The 14,324-nt window shown below is 58.6% G+C and carries 11 protein-coding genes and 2 pseudogenes; 1 reads left to right on the top strand and 12 read right to left on the bottom strand.

What is annotated here, in order from left to right:
* Positions 1-179: pseudogene (locus VJ956_RS11890) on the top strand (3-deoxy-7-phosphoheptulonate synthase); the annotation flags it as partial.
* A gap of 30 nt (positions 180-209) precedes the next feature.
* On the opposite strand, the pseudogene cobA reads toward VJ956_RS11890, so the two are convergent.
* From cobA to trpA, 12 genes and pseudogenes are all read right to left on the bottom strand, one after another.
* Positions 210-989: pseudogene (gene cobA / locus VJ956_RS11885) on the bottom strand (uroporphyrinogen-III C-methyltransferase); the annotation flags it as partial.
* 74 nt (positions 990-1,063) lie between these two features.
* The gene (serS, locus tag VJ956_RS11880) at positions 1,064-2,338 is read right to left on the bottom strand and encodes a serine--tRNA ligase (RefSeq protein ID WP_324085194.1); all 1,275 of its coding nucleotides are present in this window, start codon (positions 2,336-2,338) and stop codon (positions 1,064-1,066) included.
* A 117-nt stretch (positions 2,339-2,455) separates the two neighbouring features.
* A complete protein-coding gene (locus tag VJ956_RS11875; RefSeq protein WP_324085193.1) occupies positions 2,456-3,799 on the bottom strand; it encodes a replication-associated recombination protein A in 1,344 nt (447 codons plus the stop codon).
* On the bottom strand, positions 3,799-4,368 hold the full coding sequence (gene lolA / locus VJ956_RS11870) for an outer membrane lipoprotein chaperone LolA (protein ID WP_414674438.1): 570 nt from the start codon (positions 4,366-4,368) through the stop codon (positions 3,799-3,801). Before lolA ends, VJ956_RS11875 begins: the two co-directional genes overlap by 1 nt.
* Positions 4,369-4,468: 100 nt before the next feature.
* A complete protein-coding gene (locus VJ956_RS11865) occupies positions 4,469-7,060 on the bottom strand; it encodes a DNA translocase FtsK (RefSeq protein WP_324085189.1) in 2,592 nt (863 codons plus the stop codon).
* Positions 7,061-7,066: 6 nt separating this feature from the next.
* On the bottom strand, positions 7,067-8,308 hold the full coding sequence (locus VJ956_RS11860) for an O-succinylhomoserine sulfhydrylase (RefSeq protein WP_324085187.1): 1,242 nt from the start codon (positions 8,306-8,308) through the stop codon (positions 7,067-7,069).
* 3 nt (positions 8,309-8,311) lie between these two features.
* Positions 8,312-9,835, bottom strand: a complete 1,524-nt coding sequence (gene purF, locus VJ956_RS11855; protein WP_324085185.1) for an amidophosphoribosyltransferase — start codon at positions 9,833-9,835, stop codon at positions 8,312-8,314.
* A 35-nt stretch (positions 9,836-9,870) separates the two neighbouring features.
* On the bottom strand, positions 9,871-10,437 hold the full coding sequence (locus VJ956_RS11850; protein WP_324085183.1) for a CvpA family protein: 567 nt from the start codon (positions 10,435-10,437) through the stop codon (positions 9,871-9,873).
* A 114-nt stretch (positions 10,438-10,551) separates the two neighbouring features.
* Positions 10,552-11,133: an SPOR domain-containing protein gene (locus VJ956_RS11845; RefSeq protein WP_324085181.1), complete on the bottom strand. Its 582-nt coding sequence runs from the start codon at positions 11,131-11,133 to the stop codon at positions 10,552-10,554.
* Between the two features lie 106 nt (positions 11,134-11,239).
* The gene (gene folC, locus VJ956_RS11840; protein ID WP_324085179.1) at positions 11,240-12,544 is read right to left on the bottom strand and encodes a bifunctional tetrahydrofolate synthase/dihydrofolate synthase; all 1,305 of its coding nucleotides are present in this window, start codon (positions 12,542-12,544) and stop codon (positions 11,240-11,242) included.
* Positions 12,528-13,454, bottom strand: coding sequence for an acetyl-CoA carboxylase, carboxyltransferase subunit beta (accD, locus tag VJ956_RS11835; protein WP_324085175.1), 927 nt, complete (start codon positions 13,452-13,454; stop codon positions 12,528-12,530). The genes folC and accD overlap by 17 nt, the downstream gene beginning before the upstream one ends.
* A gap of 4 nt (positions 13,455-13,458) precedes the next feature.
* The gene (gene trpA / locus VJ956_RS11830; protein WP_324085173.1) at positions 13,459-14,307 is read right to left on the bottom strand and encodes a tryptophan synthase subunit alpha; all 849 of its coding nucleotides are present in this window, start codon (positions 14,305-14,307) and stop codon (positions 13,459-13,461) included.
* Between the last annotated feature and the right edge of the window lie 17 nt (positions 14,308-14,324).

Raw genomic sequence — 14,324 nt, 5'->3', positions numbered from 1 at the left:
AGGGCCTGATGGTGGAAAGCCATCTGAACTGGGGTAACCAGTCAATTCCGGCAAACCTCGACGACCTGAAATACGGCGTTTCCGTCACTGATGCCTGTATTGACTGGGAAACCACCGAGAAAGCACTGCGCGAGATGCGTGACAAACTGAAGGACGTGTTGCCAAAGCGCAAGGCATAAAGCCGCCCTGTTTACTAACTTTCATTCAGCTTAGTATGGTTGCAACGGCACGCTGGCAAACCAGTCGAGGCGGCTTCTCAGCGCTACAACATGGCCGATGATTACCAGTGTTGGCGGTGAGACGGCCTGACTGTCGACCTGCCCGACAATGGTCGACAGGGTCGCGGCCACCACGATCTGCTCAGGCGTTGTCCCCCGTGAAACCAGAGCCACCGGCATATCAGCGTCCATGCCGTTGGCAATCAGCTGCCGGCAGATGACCGGCAGTCCGACCAGCCCCATGTAGAACACCAGGGTCTGATTGTTCTGCACGAAGTCTTTCCACGGCAGGTCAGCGGTGTCGTTCTTGAGATGACCGGTGATGAACCGCACAGACTGGGCATGATCGCGGTGAGTAAGGGGAATGCCGGCGTAGGCAGCACAGCCGGAGGCGGCAGTAATACCGGGCACCACCTGAAACCTTACTCCGGCAGCCGCGAGAGTCTCGATTTCTTCACCGCCGCGACCAAAAATGAACGGGTCACCGCCTTTTAACCGCACCACGGTTTTGCCCGCAAGGGCAAGTTTCACCAGCCGGTTATTGATCTGGTCCTGGGGCAGTGTGTGGTTGGCGCGCTGCTTTCCCACATGTATCCGTTCAGCGGTTTCCGGAATGAGGGAAAGGATTTCCGGCGACACCAGACGGTCGTACAACACCACCTCTGCGGAACGGATCAGACGCCATGCCTTGAGCGTCAGCAGTTCCGGGTCACCGGGACCGGCGCCGACCAGCGCCACTTCCCCCGTGGAGCTGTTCGGGTTACCGGTGACCGGGTTCTTGCTGTATCGGCTCGGTGCGGGTCTGGCGCTGATGCTCTTCCATGGGGCATCACTGGCGGTGTGACTCATTGGATTTTTTCCACGCCCCCCATATAAGGTTTCAGAACTTCCGGCACCACAACGCTGCCGTCCTGCTGCTGGTAATTCTCAAGCACTGCGATCAGTGCCCTGCCCACCGCGAGACCGGATCCGTTCAGGGTATGGACCGGCTCCGGCTTTCTGGTTTCCGGGTTACGCCATCTTGCATGCATCCGGCGTGCCTGAAAGTCGCGGGCGTTGGAGCAGGAAGAAATTTCCCGATACCTGCCCTGCCCCGGCAGCCAGACTTCCAGGTCATAGGTGCGGGCAGCGGCAAAGCCCATGTCTCCGCCGCACAGATCCACCAGCCGATACGGCAGCTCAAGCAGTTGCAGAACCTTTTCAGCATGGCCCGTCAGCGCCTCAAGTGCCGCCTCTGAGTCTTCCCCACGAACAATCTGGACCAGTTCCACCTTGTCGAACTGATGCTGACGGATCATGCCGCGGGTGTCACGGCCGTAAGACCCGGCTTCACTGCGGAAACAGGGGGTATGGGCAACCAGTTTGAGCGGCAGCTCTTCTGCGGCGAGAATCGTGTCACTGATCAGGTTGGTCAGCGGCACCTCTGCCGTGGGAATCAGGTAAAGCGGGTTATCGCCGGCCATCCGGAACAGGTCTTCTTCAAATTTGGGCAACTGACCGGTGCCATAAAGCGCGTCGGGATTTACCAGATAGGGGACATAAGTCTCGGTATATCCATGCTCCTCGGTATGCAGGTTGAGCATGAACTGGGTAAGGGCACGATGCAGCCTGGCCACCGGACCACGCATGACGGCAAAGCGGGAGTGGGCAAGGCGTGTCGCCGTTTCAAAATCCAGTCCACCCAGTTGCTCGCCCAGAGCCACATGATCTTTGGGTTCGAAGGCAAAGGAGCCGGGCTCGCCCCAGACCCGGACCTGCACGTTGTCGTCTTCGCTGTCGCCCTCGGGCACACCTCCATCCGGCACATTGGGTATGTTGGCCAGGAATCCGTTCAGCTCTTCCTGGAGAATCCTGAGCTCGTCCTCTGCCGCTGACCGTTCAGCTTTCAGTTGCTCGACTTCATCCAGCAACGGCTGGATATCCTCGCCCGCGGCCTTGGCTTTACCGATCGATCTGGAGCGACGGTTCTGTTCACCCTGGAGATTTTCGGTCTTGACCTGGAGCGCCCGGCGACGCTCCTCCAGCTGGTCAAAGGTGGCCCGGTCAAAGGTGAAGCCCTTGACCTGCAATCGACGGGCAATATCTTCAGTCTGCGAGCGAACAAGTTTGGGATCGAGCATGATTATCCTGAATTGGTCGTTTCTGATGGGAATCCGGTCTGATGACAGGTATTCAGATGGCGCATTATACCTCTGACGGGGCCTCTGGCCACAGCCGGGCGCGGAGACGGTCGGGTTTCAGTCCCGGTGATAGCGTTTTTGCGGGCTGTTCCGGTTTTTTTCGTCCAGACGCTCACGTTTTTCAGCCAGTTTTATTTCCAGACCCCGTGGCAGCGGCTGATAGTAACGACGCTGATGAATGGCTTCCGGCAGGTAGGACTCCCCGGCCGCAAAACCCTCTGGCTCGTCGTGGGCATAGCGGTATTCGTTACCGTGGCCCATGCTTTTCAGCAGAGCGGTGGGCGCATTGCGCAGATGCACCGGTACTTCATGGTCCGGATCGCTGCGGATATCCGCCATACACTGATTGAAAGCGTTATAGACAGCGTTACTTTTTGGCGCCATTGCCAGATAGGTAACGGCCTGCGCCAGGGCCAGCTCACCTTCCGGGGAACCCAGGCGCTCCTGGGCCTCCCAGGCATCCATGGCCAGTTGCAGGGCCCTGGGGTCGGCGTTGCCAATATCCTCACTGGCGATACGGGCCAGGCGCCGTGCCACATAAAGCGGATCACAGCCGCCATCCAGCATCCGGCACAGCCAATAGAGGGACCCATCCGGATCCGAGCCCCTGACGGCTTTGTGCAGCGCCGAAATCTGATCGTAGAAAACATCTCCGCCCTTGTCGAACCGCCGCAGGCTGGTCTGCAGCACCTGCTCAAGGTGTTCCGGGGATATCCGCTCATGGCCATCCGGGTCCGGTTCAGCGAGATCCGTCGCCACCTCAAGGATATTCAGCGCGCGGCGGGCATCACCGCCGGCAGCCGCAGCAACCATTGCCAGCACATGATGATCGACCCGGATCTCGCCTTTCAGGCCCTGTGCGGACGCAATCGCCCGGTCAAGGAGTTCAATCAGTTCAGTGTCGGTCAGGTTTTTGAGAACGTAAACCCGCGTTCGCGACAACAGCGCGCTGTTCAGTTCGAAAGACGGATTTTCAGTAGTGGCGCCGACAAAAATAAAGGTGCCATCTTCAATATGGGGCAGGAACGCATCCTGCTGGCTTTTATTGAAGCGATGGACTTCATCCACGAACAGCAGCGTATCCCTGCCCTGGGAATGCTTTCGGTCCTTCGCCCGGTCAACCACGGCACGGATATCCCTGACGCCACTGAGAACCGCGGACAACGTCTCGAAACTCAGCTCACTGAGGTTGGCAAGCAGCCGGGCAAACGTGGTCTTGCCAACGCCGGGTGGCCCCCACAGAATCATGGAGTGAAGCTGGCGCTGCTCCACGGCCCGCCGCAAGGGCTTTCCCGGTCCCACAAGGTGGCTCTGGCCAACATACTCATCAAGACTGTCCGGGCGCATCCGCGCCGCCAGCGGCTGGAAGCCGGGGGTGGCTTGGAACAGGCTTTCCTGCATCAGGCGCCGTCCCGGATCACATCAACGGTGTCCGGGTATTCCAGCGAGAAGGCCGTGTCGGGCACAGCGCCATTGACCCGGATATCCTGGAAACTCAGCACACTCAACTGGCCCAGCGAGTCCTGCATGCGCATTTCCTGAAGTTCGTCACCGTGAAATGTCAGCCGCAGCGACACGAACAGTGAATCCTCGGCCCGGGGCTCAAGGGTAAACTCGCGGGTTTTTCCACCGAGTATACGGCCGGATATACGATAGCTTTCATCCAGGTTCTCCACTTCCCCGCTCAACAACAGGGCCGGGGTGGTGGCAACCCGGTCATCCAGTTTGTGAACGGTTACCTGCTCCAGGTCCGGATCGTAAACCTCGACATGGCTGCCGTCGCTGGCTATGAACTGGGAATGGGGTGAGGTGGTTTCCCAATAGAAAAGACCCGGCCGTTTCGCCTTCAGCTGGCCGCGACTTTCCTGCACCTGGCCACCATTTTCGTTAACCACAATCTGGACGAACGAGGCTGCAAAGGATTGATAGCTCTGGAGCAGGCCAGCCAACTCTGATGCCGCGCTGTCAATGCTTTGCTGGGCGTTCACAACCGCTGCCGGAAACAGACATAGCACCAGCAGTGCCGGCAGGGAACCAAAGCGCTTCAGACTTGCTTTCACAGATAATCTCCTAGTCTCTTGGGGGCGGTGCCGCCAGAACTTCACGAGCGCCATTATTGCCAGCGGCGCTGACTACACCCGAGGCCTCCATGGCTTCGACCAGATTGGCGGCCCGGTTGTATCCGATCTTGAATTTTCGCTGGACTGATGAAATCGAAACGCGACGGCCCTCGGTGACAAACGCCACAGCCTCATCAAACAAGGCATCCCCTTCGCTGTCGCCACCGCCGTCACCCAGGCTGGGGACGCCGGGCAGGCTCTCGCCCTCGGCGCCGTTAAGCACGTCGTCCACATAGACAGGTTCACCGCGGGCCTTCCAGGCTTTCACCACACGATGGACCTCATCATCGTCGACAAAGGCACCATGCACCCGCACCGGCAGGCCTGATCCGGGTGGCAGATACAACATATCACCATGGCCAAGAAGCTGTTCCGCACCACCCTGGTCCAGTACGGTGCGCGAATCGATCTTGGACGACACCTGGAAGGACATCCGGGTGGGGATGTTTGCCTTGATAAGCCCGGTAATGACATCGACCGATGGCCGCTGCGTCGCCAGAATCAGGTGGATACCCGCCGCCCGTGCCTTCTGGGCTATGCGGGCAATCAGTTCCTCCACTTTCTTGCCGACAATCATCATCATGTCGGCAAACTCGTCAATCACCACCACGATAAACGGCAGGGTATCCAGTTCCGGGCGCTCCTGCTCATCACTGGCCAGATACTCGTCCGGCTTCCAGGTCGGATCCAGAAGCGGCTCTCCTGCAGCAGCCGCATCCCGGATCTTGCGGTTGTAACCCGCCAGGTTTCTTACCCCCAGGCTGGCCAGCAGCCGGTAACGCCGCTCCATTTCCGCCACACACCAGCGCAGGGCATTGGCTGCGTCTTTCATGTCGGTGACCACCGGAGCCAGCAGGTGGGGTATGCCATCGTAGATGCTCAGTTCGAGCATCTTGGGGTCTACCATGATGAAGCGGACTTCCTCCGGCGTGGCCTTCAGCAGAATGCTCAGAATCATGGCGTTCACACCCACCGACTTGCCGGAGCCGGTCGTACCGGCAACAAGCAGGTGCGGCATCTTGGAGAGATTGGCCACCATCGGATTGCCACCGATGTCGTTGCCGAGCGCCATGGTCAGTGCCGAAGATGATTCCTGGAAGACCTTGGCGCTCAGCACTTCACTGAGCCGGACCATTTCCCGCTCCTCATTGGGAATCTCGATGCCAACCACCGACTTGCCCGGAATGACTTCCACCACCCGCACACTGAGCACGGCCAGAGACCGGGCCAGATCCTTCGCCAGATTGGAGATCTTGCTGACTTTCACTCCCGCTGCCGGCTTGATTTCAAAGCGGGTAATGACCGGGCCGGGGTTTACCTCAACCACTTCAACTGTCACCCCGAAGTCAGCGAGTTTTTCTTCCACCAGGCGCGACATGTGTTGCAGGGACTCTTCCGAATACCCCTTTTCCTTGCGCTGTTCCGGCGGATCCAGCAGGGAAATGGGTGGCAGCGGGCTCTCGATATCTTCCAGCAGCGAGCCCTGTTTTCCGGTCGTTTTGCTGGTCTTCCCCGGCTCATCCCGCTTGAACGGCGAAATTTTCAGGGATTTTGCCGGTTTGCTGTCTGTTGCAGCCGATGGCACGACGCCGGGCTGCCGGGGCGCTTCAGTTTCTCGGGAACTGAAACTTTCCAGGCGTGGCTGATCGTCCAGGGCCCCGGGCGCGCGACCGTCAATGCCCGGCTCTACCCGCTGTTTGCGGGCAGTTGCGGCTGCGGTGCCGGAACCGGGCATCAGTTTTTTCCACCAGGGCAGTTTTTTGCGGCTGCTGTCCGCGCCCGGGTAGTGGGTCAGCTCGTCGCTGACTATGGGTGGCTCAACGGCCATGTTGGCTTTCGGTGCCGGCCGGTTAGCAGACTGTTTGTGGTCGTCTGGCTTGCCTCTGCCGGCTTTGCGGAAAAAATCCGCGATGCCGGTACCCAGCCTGAGCGTCGCTGCGCCGATCCTGTCCATCAGCCAGAACCAGGACAACCCGGTGCTGACGGTGAGGGCAAACAGAAAAATGGCGATCAGCAACAGCGTGGTGGCCGGAAGATTAAAGAATCTCACCATGGCTTCGGAAACCGCGGCGCCCAGAACTCCGCCTGATGACACCCCCAGACCGAATACCGAGTACAGGGACAACAGGCTGGTCGCCGATAACAGGATCAGCAGGAAGCCGCCGAAGCGCACCAGAAACAACGGAATATGAGGATCAATTGGCTGGCTGCGCAGCCGGATGAGCATCAGCGCATAGCCGGCCACCATGACCGGGAACAGAAAGGCCACGTCACCGAAAAAATCACGCAGCAGGCTGGCAAGCCAGGCACCAGAGCGCCCTGCATGGTTCTGCACAGTGGTTTCGTGGCCGATGGATGCCCACCCGGGGTCGGTCGCACTGAAGGTCCCCAGCGCCATACCAAGGTAAATACAGAGTGCGACCAGCGCGATAACAGCACCTTCCCGCATGCCCTGCGCCACAAACCGGCGGAACTTTTCCTGCTTCTGGTTCTGTCGCGCAGATTTTTCCTGATTTTTCTTCGCTTTTTCGCTCTCGGCCATGAATGCTCAGACGGTTCTTTGACGATGATTTTCGAGCACCTCGAAGCCTCTCTGAAGATCGGTTTTGAGGTCAGCAACAGCTTCAATCCCGACCGAAATCCGCAACAGATTTTCGGTAATCCCGGCCTGTTGCTTGTCTTCTTCTGACAGCCGGCCGTGGGTAGTGGTTGCAGGATGGGTGATGGTGGTTTTTACATCGCCCAGGTTGGCTGTTATGGAAATCATCCGGGTGGCGTCAATAAAAGCCCAGGCCTGTTCCCGGCCGCCCCTGAGCCGGAATGACAGCACTCCGCCAAAACCGCTCTGCTGTTTTCTGGCCAGAGCGTGCTGGGGGTGGCTGGTCAGTCCGGCGTAATGTATCTCTTCCACCGCATCCTGCGTTTGCAGCCAGGTCGCCAACTCTAGCGCATTATCACAGTGGGCGCGCATACGGATTGGTAAGGTTTCCAGTCCCTTCTGGAACACCCAGGCGTTGAACGGGCTCATGGTAGGGCCGGCGGAGCGCAGGAATCCGTAGATTTCCTCCAGCATTTTTGCAGAGCCGACAACCGCGCCCCCGACACAGCGGCCCTGGCCGTCCAGATACTTGGTCGCCGAGTGAATAACAAGATCGGCGCCCTGCTCCAGTGGCCGCTGCAATACCGGTGTGCAGAAGCAGTTATCCACCACAAACAGGGCGTCATTGCGGTGGGCAAGATCCGCCAGTGTTGCCATGTCCGCCACTTCACAAAGCGGGTTGGACGGCGTTTCTATAAAGATCATCCGGGTTTCCGGCCGGATTGCCGCTTGCCACTGGTGGTGATCTGTCAGCCTGACAAAAGAGGTATCCACGCCGAACCGTGCCAGATATTTCTGAAACAGCACATTGGTGGTACCGAACACACCCCGTGAGCAGATAACGTGATCGCCGGATTTCAGCAGCGCCATGCAGGTCGCCAGTATCGCCGACATACCGGAGGCGGTTGCCACGGCCCTTTCGCCGCCTTCCATGGCGGCCAGCCTTGCTTCAAATGCCTGCACCGTGGGATTGGTAAAGCGGCTGTAGATATTGCCCGGCTCGTCACCGCCAAACCTCGCGGCGGCCTGGGCGGCGCTGCCGTAAACGAAACTGGAGGTGGGAAAAATGGCGTCGCTGTGCTCCAGCTCACCGGTGCGGATCTGCCCGGCCCTGACCGCAAGCGTATCCACGGACATGCCCTCAAGATCCGATTCGGGAATCAGAACATGCTGGTCGCGATAGTGGGTCATGATTCAGTCTTCATCGTTGTAGAGATCAATAATACCATTGTCGCAGGAATCCACAGTGCCCGGATTAAAGCGCTGCCCGTCATTCCTTGCGGCTTCGAGCTTGTCAAGGTAGGCAGCGTCAACATCGCCGGCGATATAATCACCGGTAAACACCGAGCATTCCCAGCCCTCGATGTTGGGGTTCACATCACTGACACAGGCAATCAGGTCTTCCAGGTCCTGATACAGCAGCCAGTCTGCGCCAATGGTCTTGCCAATCTGCTCAACGCTCTGGTTGTGGGCAATCAGCTCATTCACCGAGGGCATGTCGATACCATAGACGTTGGGATAGCGAACGGGTGGCGCGGCTGACGCAAAATAGACCTTGCTTGCGCCCGCATCCCGGGCCATCTGGACGATTTCCTTGCAGGTAGTACCCCGCACGATGGAATCATCTACCAGCATCACGTTCTTGCCGCGGAATTCAAGATCAATGGGATTCAGCTTCTGGCGCACGGACTTCTTCCGCATTTTCTGACCAGGCATGATAAAGGTGCGGCCGATATAGCGGTTCTTGATGAAACCTTCCCGGAATTTGACCCCCAGCCGGTGAGCCATCTGCATGGCCGAGGTCCGGCTGGTATCAGGAATGGGAATGACCACGTCGATATCATGGTCGGGATTTTCTCTCAGCACCTTCTCGGCCAGGGTCTCGCCCATGCGCAGACGCGCCTTGTAAACCGATACATCATCAATGATCGAATCCGGCCGGGCAAAATAGACGTGCTCGAAAATGCAGGGAAACAGATGGGGATCGTCCGCACACTGTTGGGTGTAGAGAGTCCCGTCTGTTTCAATGTAGACCGCCTCGCCCGGCGCAATGTCGCGAACCAGCTTGCAGCCTGCCGCACTGAGGGCAACGCTCTCGGAGGCAATCATGTACTCATTGCCATTTTCGGTATGCCGCACCCCGTAACAGGCCGGGCGGATACCGTTCGGGTCCCGGAAACCGACAATGCCATAGCCGGTAATCATGGCAATTACCGCATAGGCACCCTTGCAACGCTGGTGAACAGCACGGACCGCCGCAAAAATGTCGTCCTTGGTCGGGTCGAGCTTGCCCAGCTTCTGAAGCTCATGGGCGAAAACGTTCAGCAGCACCTCGGAGTCCGAGTTGGTATTGATATGCCTGAGGTCCGTGCGGAACAGGTCACGGCTGAGTTCGTCGGCGTTGGTCAGGTTACCGTTGTGCGCCAGGGTAATGCCATAGGGGCTGTTGACATAGAAAGGTTGGGCTTCGGCAGAGCTTGAACTGCCGGCTGTGGGATAGCGCACGTGACCAATACCCACGTTGCCTACCAGGCGGTGCATGTGCCGGGTACGGAATACGTCCCGCACAAGACCATTGTCTTTGCGCAGATAGAAACGCTCGTTCTGAAAGGTCACGATACCGGCCGCGTCCTGCCCCCGGTGCTGAAGAACCGTCAGCGCATCGTAAAGCGACTGATTGACGTTAGAGGTGCTGACTATGCCGACAATGCCACACATGGCTAAGGTATACTCCCAGGCGTTTGTACTGAAAATTAACCGGACGCAGACGCAGGCGTCACCGCGTCGTCCGTTTGCAGATCGGGAATCTCCGTGCTCCCTCCAGCCGGGCCAAGAAACCGGGCAAATTCGTCACCAAGGGTTCTTCTGGACCAGTCCTCCACCACCGCCAGGTGGTTAATCATCACCGATGTTCGCCACCAGGTATCTTCGGACAGCGGCGTGTACCGGGTGAACGCAATGGCTACAACCACCACCACCAGTCCGCGCAACAGCCCGAATCCCATCCCCAGCACCCGGTCCGTTGCCGATAGACCGGTCACCCGCACAAGGTGCCCGATCATGTTGTTGATCAACGCTCCGACGATCAGAGTACTGAAGAAAAGGATGGCAAACGCCGCAATCAATCGCACAAGCGGTGTTTCAACCGTGCCTTCAAGAAGAGACTGCATTTGCGGATGAAAAGTCCGGGCCAGAATGAAAGCGCCAACCCAGGTCACCAGTGACAGTGCTTCTTTAATGAAGCCCCGCTTCAGACTGACAAGCGTGGATACCGCTATAAGGGCTATGATGACCCAGTCGATCCAGATCAGCGCTACCATGGGATATCCGGTGAAAATAAAGAAGCACGAAGTCTATCAGGAAACGTTACCTGACCAAACCGCACTTTTGCGAACAGTATCGTTTTCGGCAGGATCATTACCACAACAGACCGGTCACTTCCCGCCCGACGTGACCAGACTGTTGAGGCCAAAAGCCTTGTCCAGAGCCTGCTTGGCTTTTTCGGCTTCGGCTTTTTCAGCAAAGGGGCCGCTGAATACCCGGGTAAGCTCAGTGTCTCCGCGGATAACGCTCTGCAGATGGGAGCTGTAACCCTTTTCCCTTACCTTTTCCCTCAGCCGTCTGGCGTTGTCAGCGCTGCCAAAACTGCCCAACTGGACAACCCATGCCCCTTCCAGGGAACGGGTAAACTCCGCAGCCCCGGGCTCAGTCTGCGCAGAGGGTTCAGATTGTGATGCGCCAGCGGCGGCGGACGACTCGGTGGTGTCAGGAGGTTCCGGGGCCTCTGCCACCGAATCATCCGGGCCGGCCGGCGCGGTTTCCTCGATACGGTACGGGGGAACTTTCGTGGTCTCTGGTTCGGGCATTTCCACTTCCGGAAATGGCGGCTCTTCGGGGATCTGGATGGTCGTGGTTTCGCGCTCCGAGTGCGGCTCGTCGAACATCATGGGCACAAATATCACGGCCAGAGAGACCAGTACCAGTGCGCCGATGATACGCTGCTTCAGTCCGTTCACGTTCAGTTTCCCCTGTTCTTGCCGGTTTCAGCCAGTGCCTGACCGCTGATACTAACCGCCACTGTCGTTTAACTCAAAAATTCCGCAGGCCGGGTTCAGGGTTGCGCTATAAAAGCGCATCCCGGGCTGCGGCTACCGTGAAAAAAGACCCGAAAATCAACACAATGTCATTCTCGCGGGCCATGGCAAGCGCAGCGCAGAGGGCCTCTTGCACAGAGCCGGAGCAACCGCAGATCCCCGCTTCCGCCACCACGCCGGCTCTTTGTGTCAATTCGCTGCAATTCAGACCCCGGGGCACATCGAGAGCGGTAAAAAACCACTGGTCCACCTGTCCCGACATGGCACCGACAACGCCCTCCACGTCCTTGTCTGCCAGCGCACCGTAAATGGCGAGAAGCCTTTGCCCCGGCTGTCGGACAGCCCCGATCCTTGAGCACAGCCAGCGTGCCGCATGGGGGTTGTGGCCGACATCGGCGATGATCAGTGGTTCCCTGCGCAACTGTTCGAACCGTCCCGGCAGGATCAGATCACCAAGCGCCTCTGCTATCACCTCCTCCGACAGCCCGGGCTCCAGCCTGCGGATGGCGACCACGGCTGCAGCCAGGCTTTGCACCGGCAACCCCAGATCCGGCAAACTGATGACAGTGGGGTCGTCGTCAATCTGCAGCCAGCTCCCGGGCCTGTTGTCCGCTGACTGCGCGATCTGGTAGCCATCTCCGGGCCGTAACAGGCGGACACCCTGCGCCTTCGCCTGCTGCAGGACAGACCTTGGAGGGTCAACATCTGCGAAGATGGCGGGTCGGTTGGGGCGCAATATTCCGGCCTTCTCGAAGCCGATGCTCTCGCGGTTATCGCCCAGGAAACTGACGTGGTCGATATCGACCGAGGTTATGATGGCAAGGTCTGCGTCCAGAACATTGACCGCATCCAGGCGTCCTCCCAGACCCACTTCCAGAACCCAGTCCTCAACACCCGACTCACTGAAAACAACAAATGCCGCAAGGGTGCCGAATTCAAAATAGGTCAGTGTGGTCGAACCCCGGGCTGCCTCTACCGTGTCGAAGGCGTCAACCAGGGTCTGGTCACAAACCTCGGTACCGTTGATGCGTACCCGCTCGTTGTAGCGCTGCAGGTGGGGCGATGTATAGGCACCGACTGTTCTGCCGGCACTGGCCAGCAGCTTTTCAAGAGCGACGACTGTGCTGCCCTTGCCATTGGTTCCGCCAACCGTGACGATACGGACCTGCGGATTAGTGCGAAAAAGTCGCCTGAAGACAACCAATACCCGGTCAAGGCCCAGGTCAATTTCCGCCGGATGGATGGATTCAAGGTAACCCAGCCAGTCGTCAAGGGAGGCACTGCGGCCCGGTGCCGACAGCGACCGGGCCGGGGGTTCACTCGGTGGGGACATCGGATTCCGGTTTTTCGGAGACCTCGAATTCGATAGGCTGCTCTTTGGCGGTTTGCTCAAGGCCCTCAAGCTTTGCCAGCAGGGCGGCAATACGCTCGCGCATCTGGTGCCGGTGCAGAATCATGTCGATCGCGCCATGCTCAAGCAGAAATTCGCTGCGCTGAAAACCTTCCGGCAACTTCTCACGAACCGTCTGCTCAATGACCCGAGGGCCGGCAAACCCGATCAGCGCGTGGGGCTCTGCGATATTGAGATCGCCAAGCATCGCCAGACTGGCAGAAACACCGCCGAACACCGGGTCGGTCATCACCGATACGTAGGGAATGCCCTCCTGCTTCATCCGCTCGAGGACCGCGGCTGTTTTGGCCATCTGCATCAGCGAAAAAATGGCTTCCTGCATCCGCGCGCCGCCGCTGGCAGAAAAACAGACCAGTGGAATCCGCTCTTCCAGGCACACATTGGCCGCGCGCACAAAACGCTCGCCAACAACCTGCCCCATCGAGCCACCAAGGAAGCTGAACTCGAAGGCCACCGCCACCAGCGGGATATCCAGTGTTCTGCCACGCATGGCAACCAGGGCGTCTTTCTCGCCCGTTGCTTTCTGGTTACTGGAAAGGCGGTCCTTGTAGCGTTTGCTGTCCTTGAACTTGAGGCGGTCCCAGGGCTCAAGCTCGGCACCGATCTCTTCCCTGCCCTCGGGGTCGAGAAACACATCAAGCCGGCGGCGGGCGGTGATCCGCAGATGGTGATTGCACTTGGGACAGACGTCCAGATTCTTGTCCAGTTCAGGCTTGTAGAGAAAAGCACCACATTTGGGGCACTTCTTCCACAGCCCCTCAGGCACCCCCGTTCTCTGCTTGGATTCCGAGCGAATCTTGCTCGGCATGATTTTATCCAGCCAGTTACTCATGGTTTCATCCTATCCTGTGATCCTCAGACCCGCATTCTGGTACGAACGTCAGATTGTCCAGCGCGACACGCATCGGATGGAGCAGTTCCGTCAGCGCACCCTTCAACTGTTCCCGGTCGGTCTGGTTACGCGCTATTGTATCCACCAGCACGCTACCGACAATTACACCATCGGATACCCGGCCCACCGCAGCGGCGGTTTCAGCGTCGCGAATGCCGAAGCCGACACCGACCGGAAGCGCCGTCAGCTCATGGATATGAGCGACTTTCGCGGCCACTTCGGGGATATCGATCTTGCCCGATCCGGTAACTCCCTTGAATGAAACATAGTACACATATCCGGAACAGTGTTGGCTGATCAGACGAATCCGGTCATCCGTGGTCGTTGGTGCCAGCAGAAAAATGGCATCCAGACCCCTTTCAGTGAACAGCGGTGCGACTTCATCGGCTTCCTCGGGAGGCAGATCCACGGTCAGGATGCCGTCAATGCCGGCGTCTCTTGCGGTATTGGCAAACTGTTCATAACCCATTGCCTCCATGGGATTAAGATAGCCCATAAGCACGACAGGTGTGGTGTCGTCCTGCTCGCGGAAGCTCTTCACCATCGCAATAACCTGCCGCAGGGAGGTGCCGTGTACCAGTGCCCGCTCGCAGGCCTGCTGGATAACCGGGCCATCGGCCATCGGGTCCGAGAAAGGCACCCCGAGTTCGATAATATCCGCACCCGCGTCCACCAGCGTATGCATAAGATCGACGGTCTGGTCCGGGTGTGGGTCCCCCGCGGTAATGTACGGGATCAAGGCTTTACGACCCCGGGCTTTGAGGGATTTCAGAACCCTTTCAATTCGACTCATGCGCTCTCCTGTTCATC

Source organism: Marinobacter sp. (genome assembly GCF_035268745.1).
Classification (GTDB): domain Bacteria; phylum Pseudomonadota; class Gammaproteobacteria; order Pseudomonadales; family Oleiphilaceae; genus Marinobacter.
The sequence above is the reverse complement of the archived record's forward strand: the minus strand, read 5'-3'. Positions and strand labels throughout refer to the sequence as shown.

What these genes read in the sequence shown, in the direction of transcription:
- trpA (WP_324085173.1), bottom strand. Translation starts at nt 14,307, where the DNA reads ATGAGTCGAATTGAAAGGGTTCTGAAATCCCTCAAAGCCCGGGGTCGT.
- purF (WP_324085185.1), bottom strand. Translation starts at nt 9,835, where the DNA reads ATGTGTGGCATTGTCGGCATAGTCAGCACCTCTAACGTCAATCAGTCG.
- serS (WP_324085194.1), bottom strand. Translation starts at nt 2,338, where the DNA reads ATGCTCGATCCCAAACTTGTTCGCTCGCAGACTGAAGATATTGCCCGT.
- VJ956_RS11850 (WP_324085183.1), bottom strand. Translation starts at nt 10,437, where the DNA reads ATGGTAGCGCTGATCTGGATCGACTGGGTCATCATAGCCCTTATAGCG.
- VJ956_RS11865 (WP_324085189.1), bottom strand. Translation starts at nt 7,060, where the DNA reads ATGGCCGAGAGCGAAAAAGCGAAGAAAAATCAGGAAAAATCTGCGCGA.
- VJ956_RS11875 (WP_324085193.1), bottom strand. Translation starts at nt 3,799, where the DNA reads ATGCAGGAAAGCCTGTTCCAAGCCACCCCCGGCTTCCAGCCGCTGGCG.
- folC (WP_324085179.1), bottom strand. Translation starts at nt 12,544, where the DNA reads ATGTCCCCACCGAGTGAACCCCCGGCCCGGTCGCTGTCGGCACCGGGC.
- accD (WP_324085175.1), bottom strand. Translation starts at nt 13,454, where the DNA reads ATGAGTAACTGGCTGGATAAAATCATGCCGAGCAAGATTCGCTCGGAA.
- VJ956_RS11860 (WP_324085187.1), bottom strand. Translation starts at nt 8,308, where the DNA reads ATGACCCACTATCGCGACCAGCATGTTCTGATTCCCGAATCGGATCTT.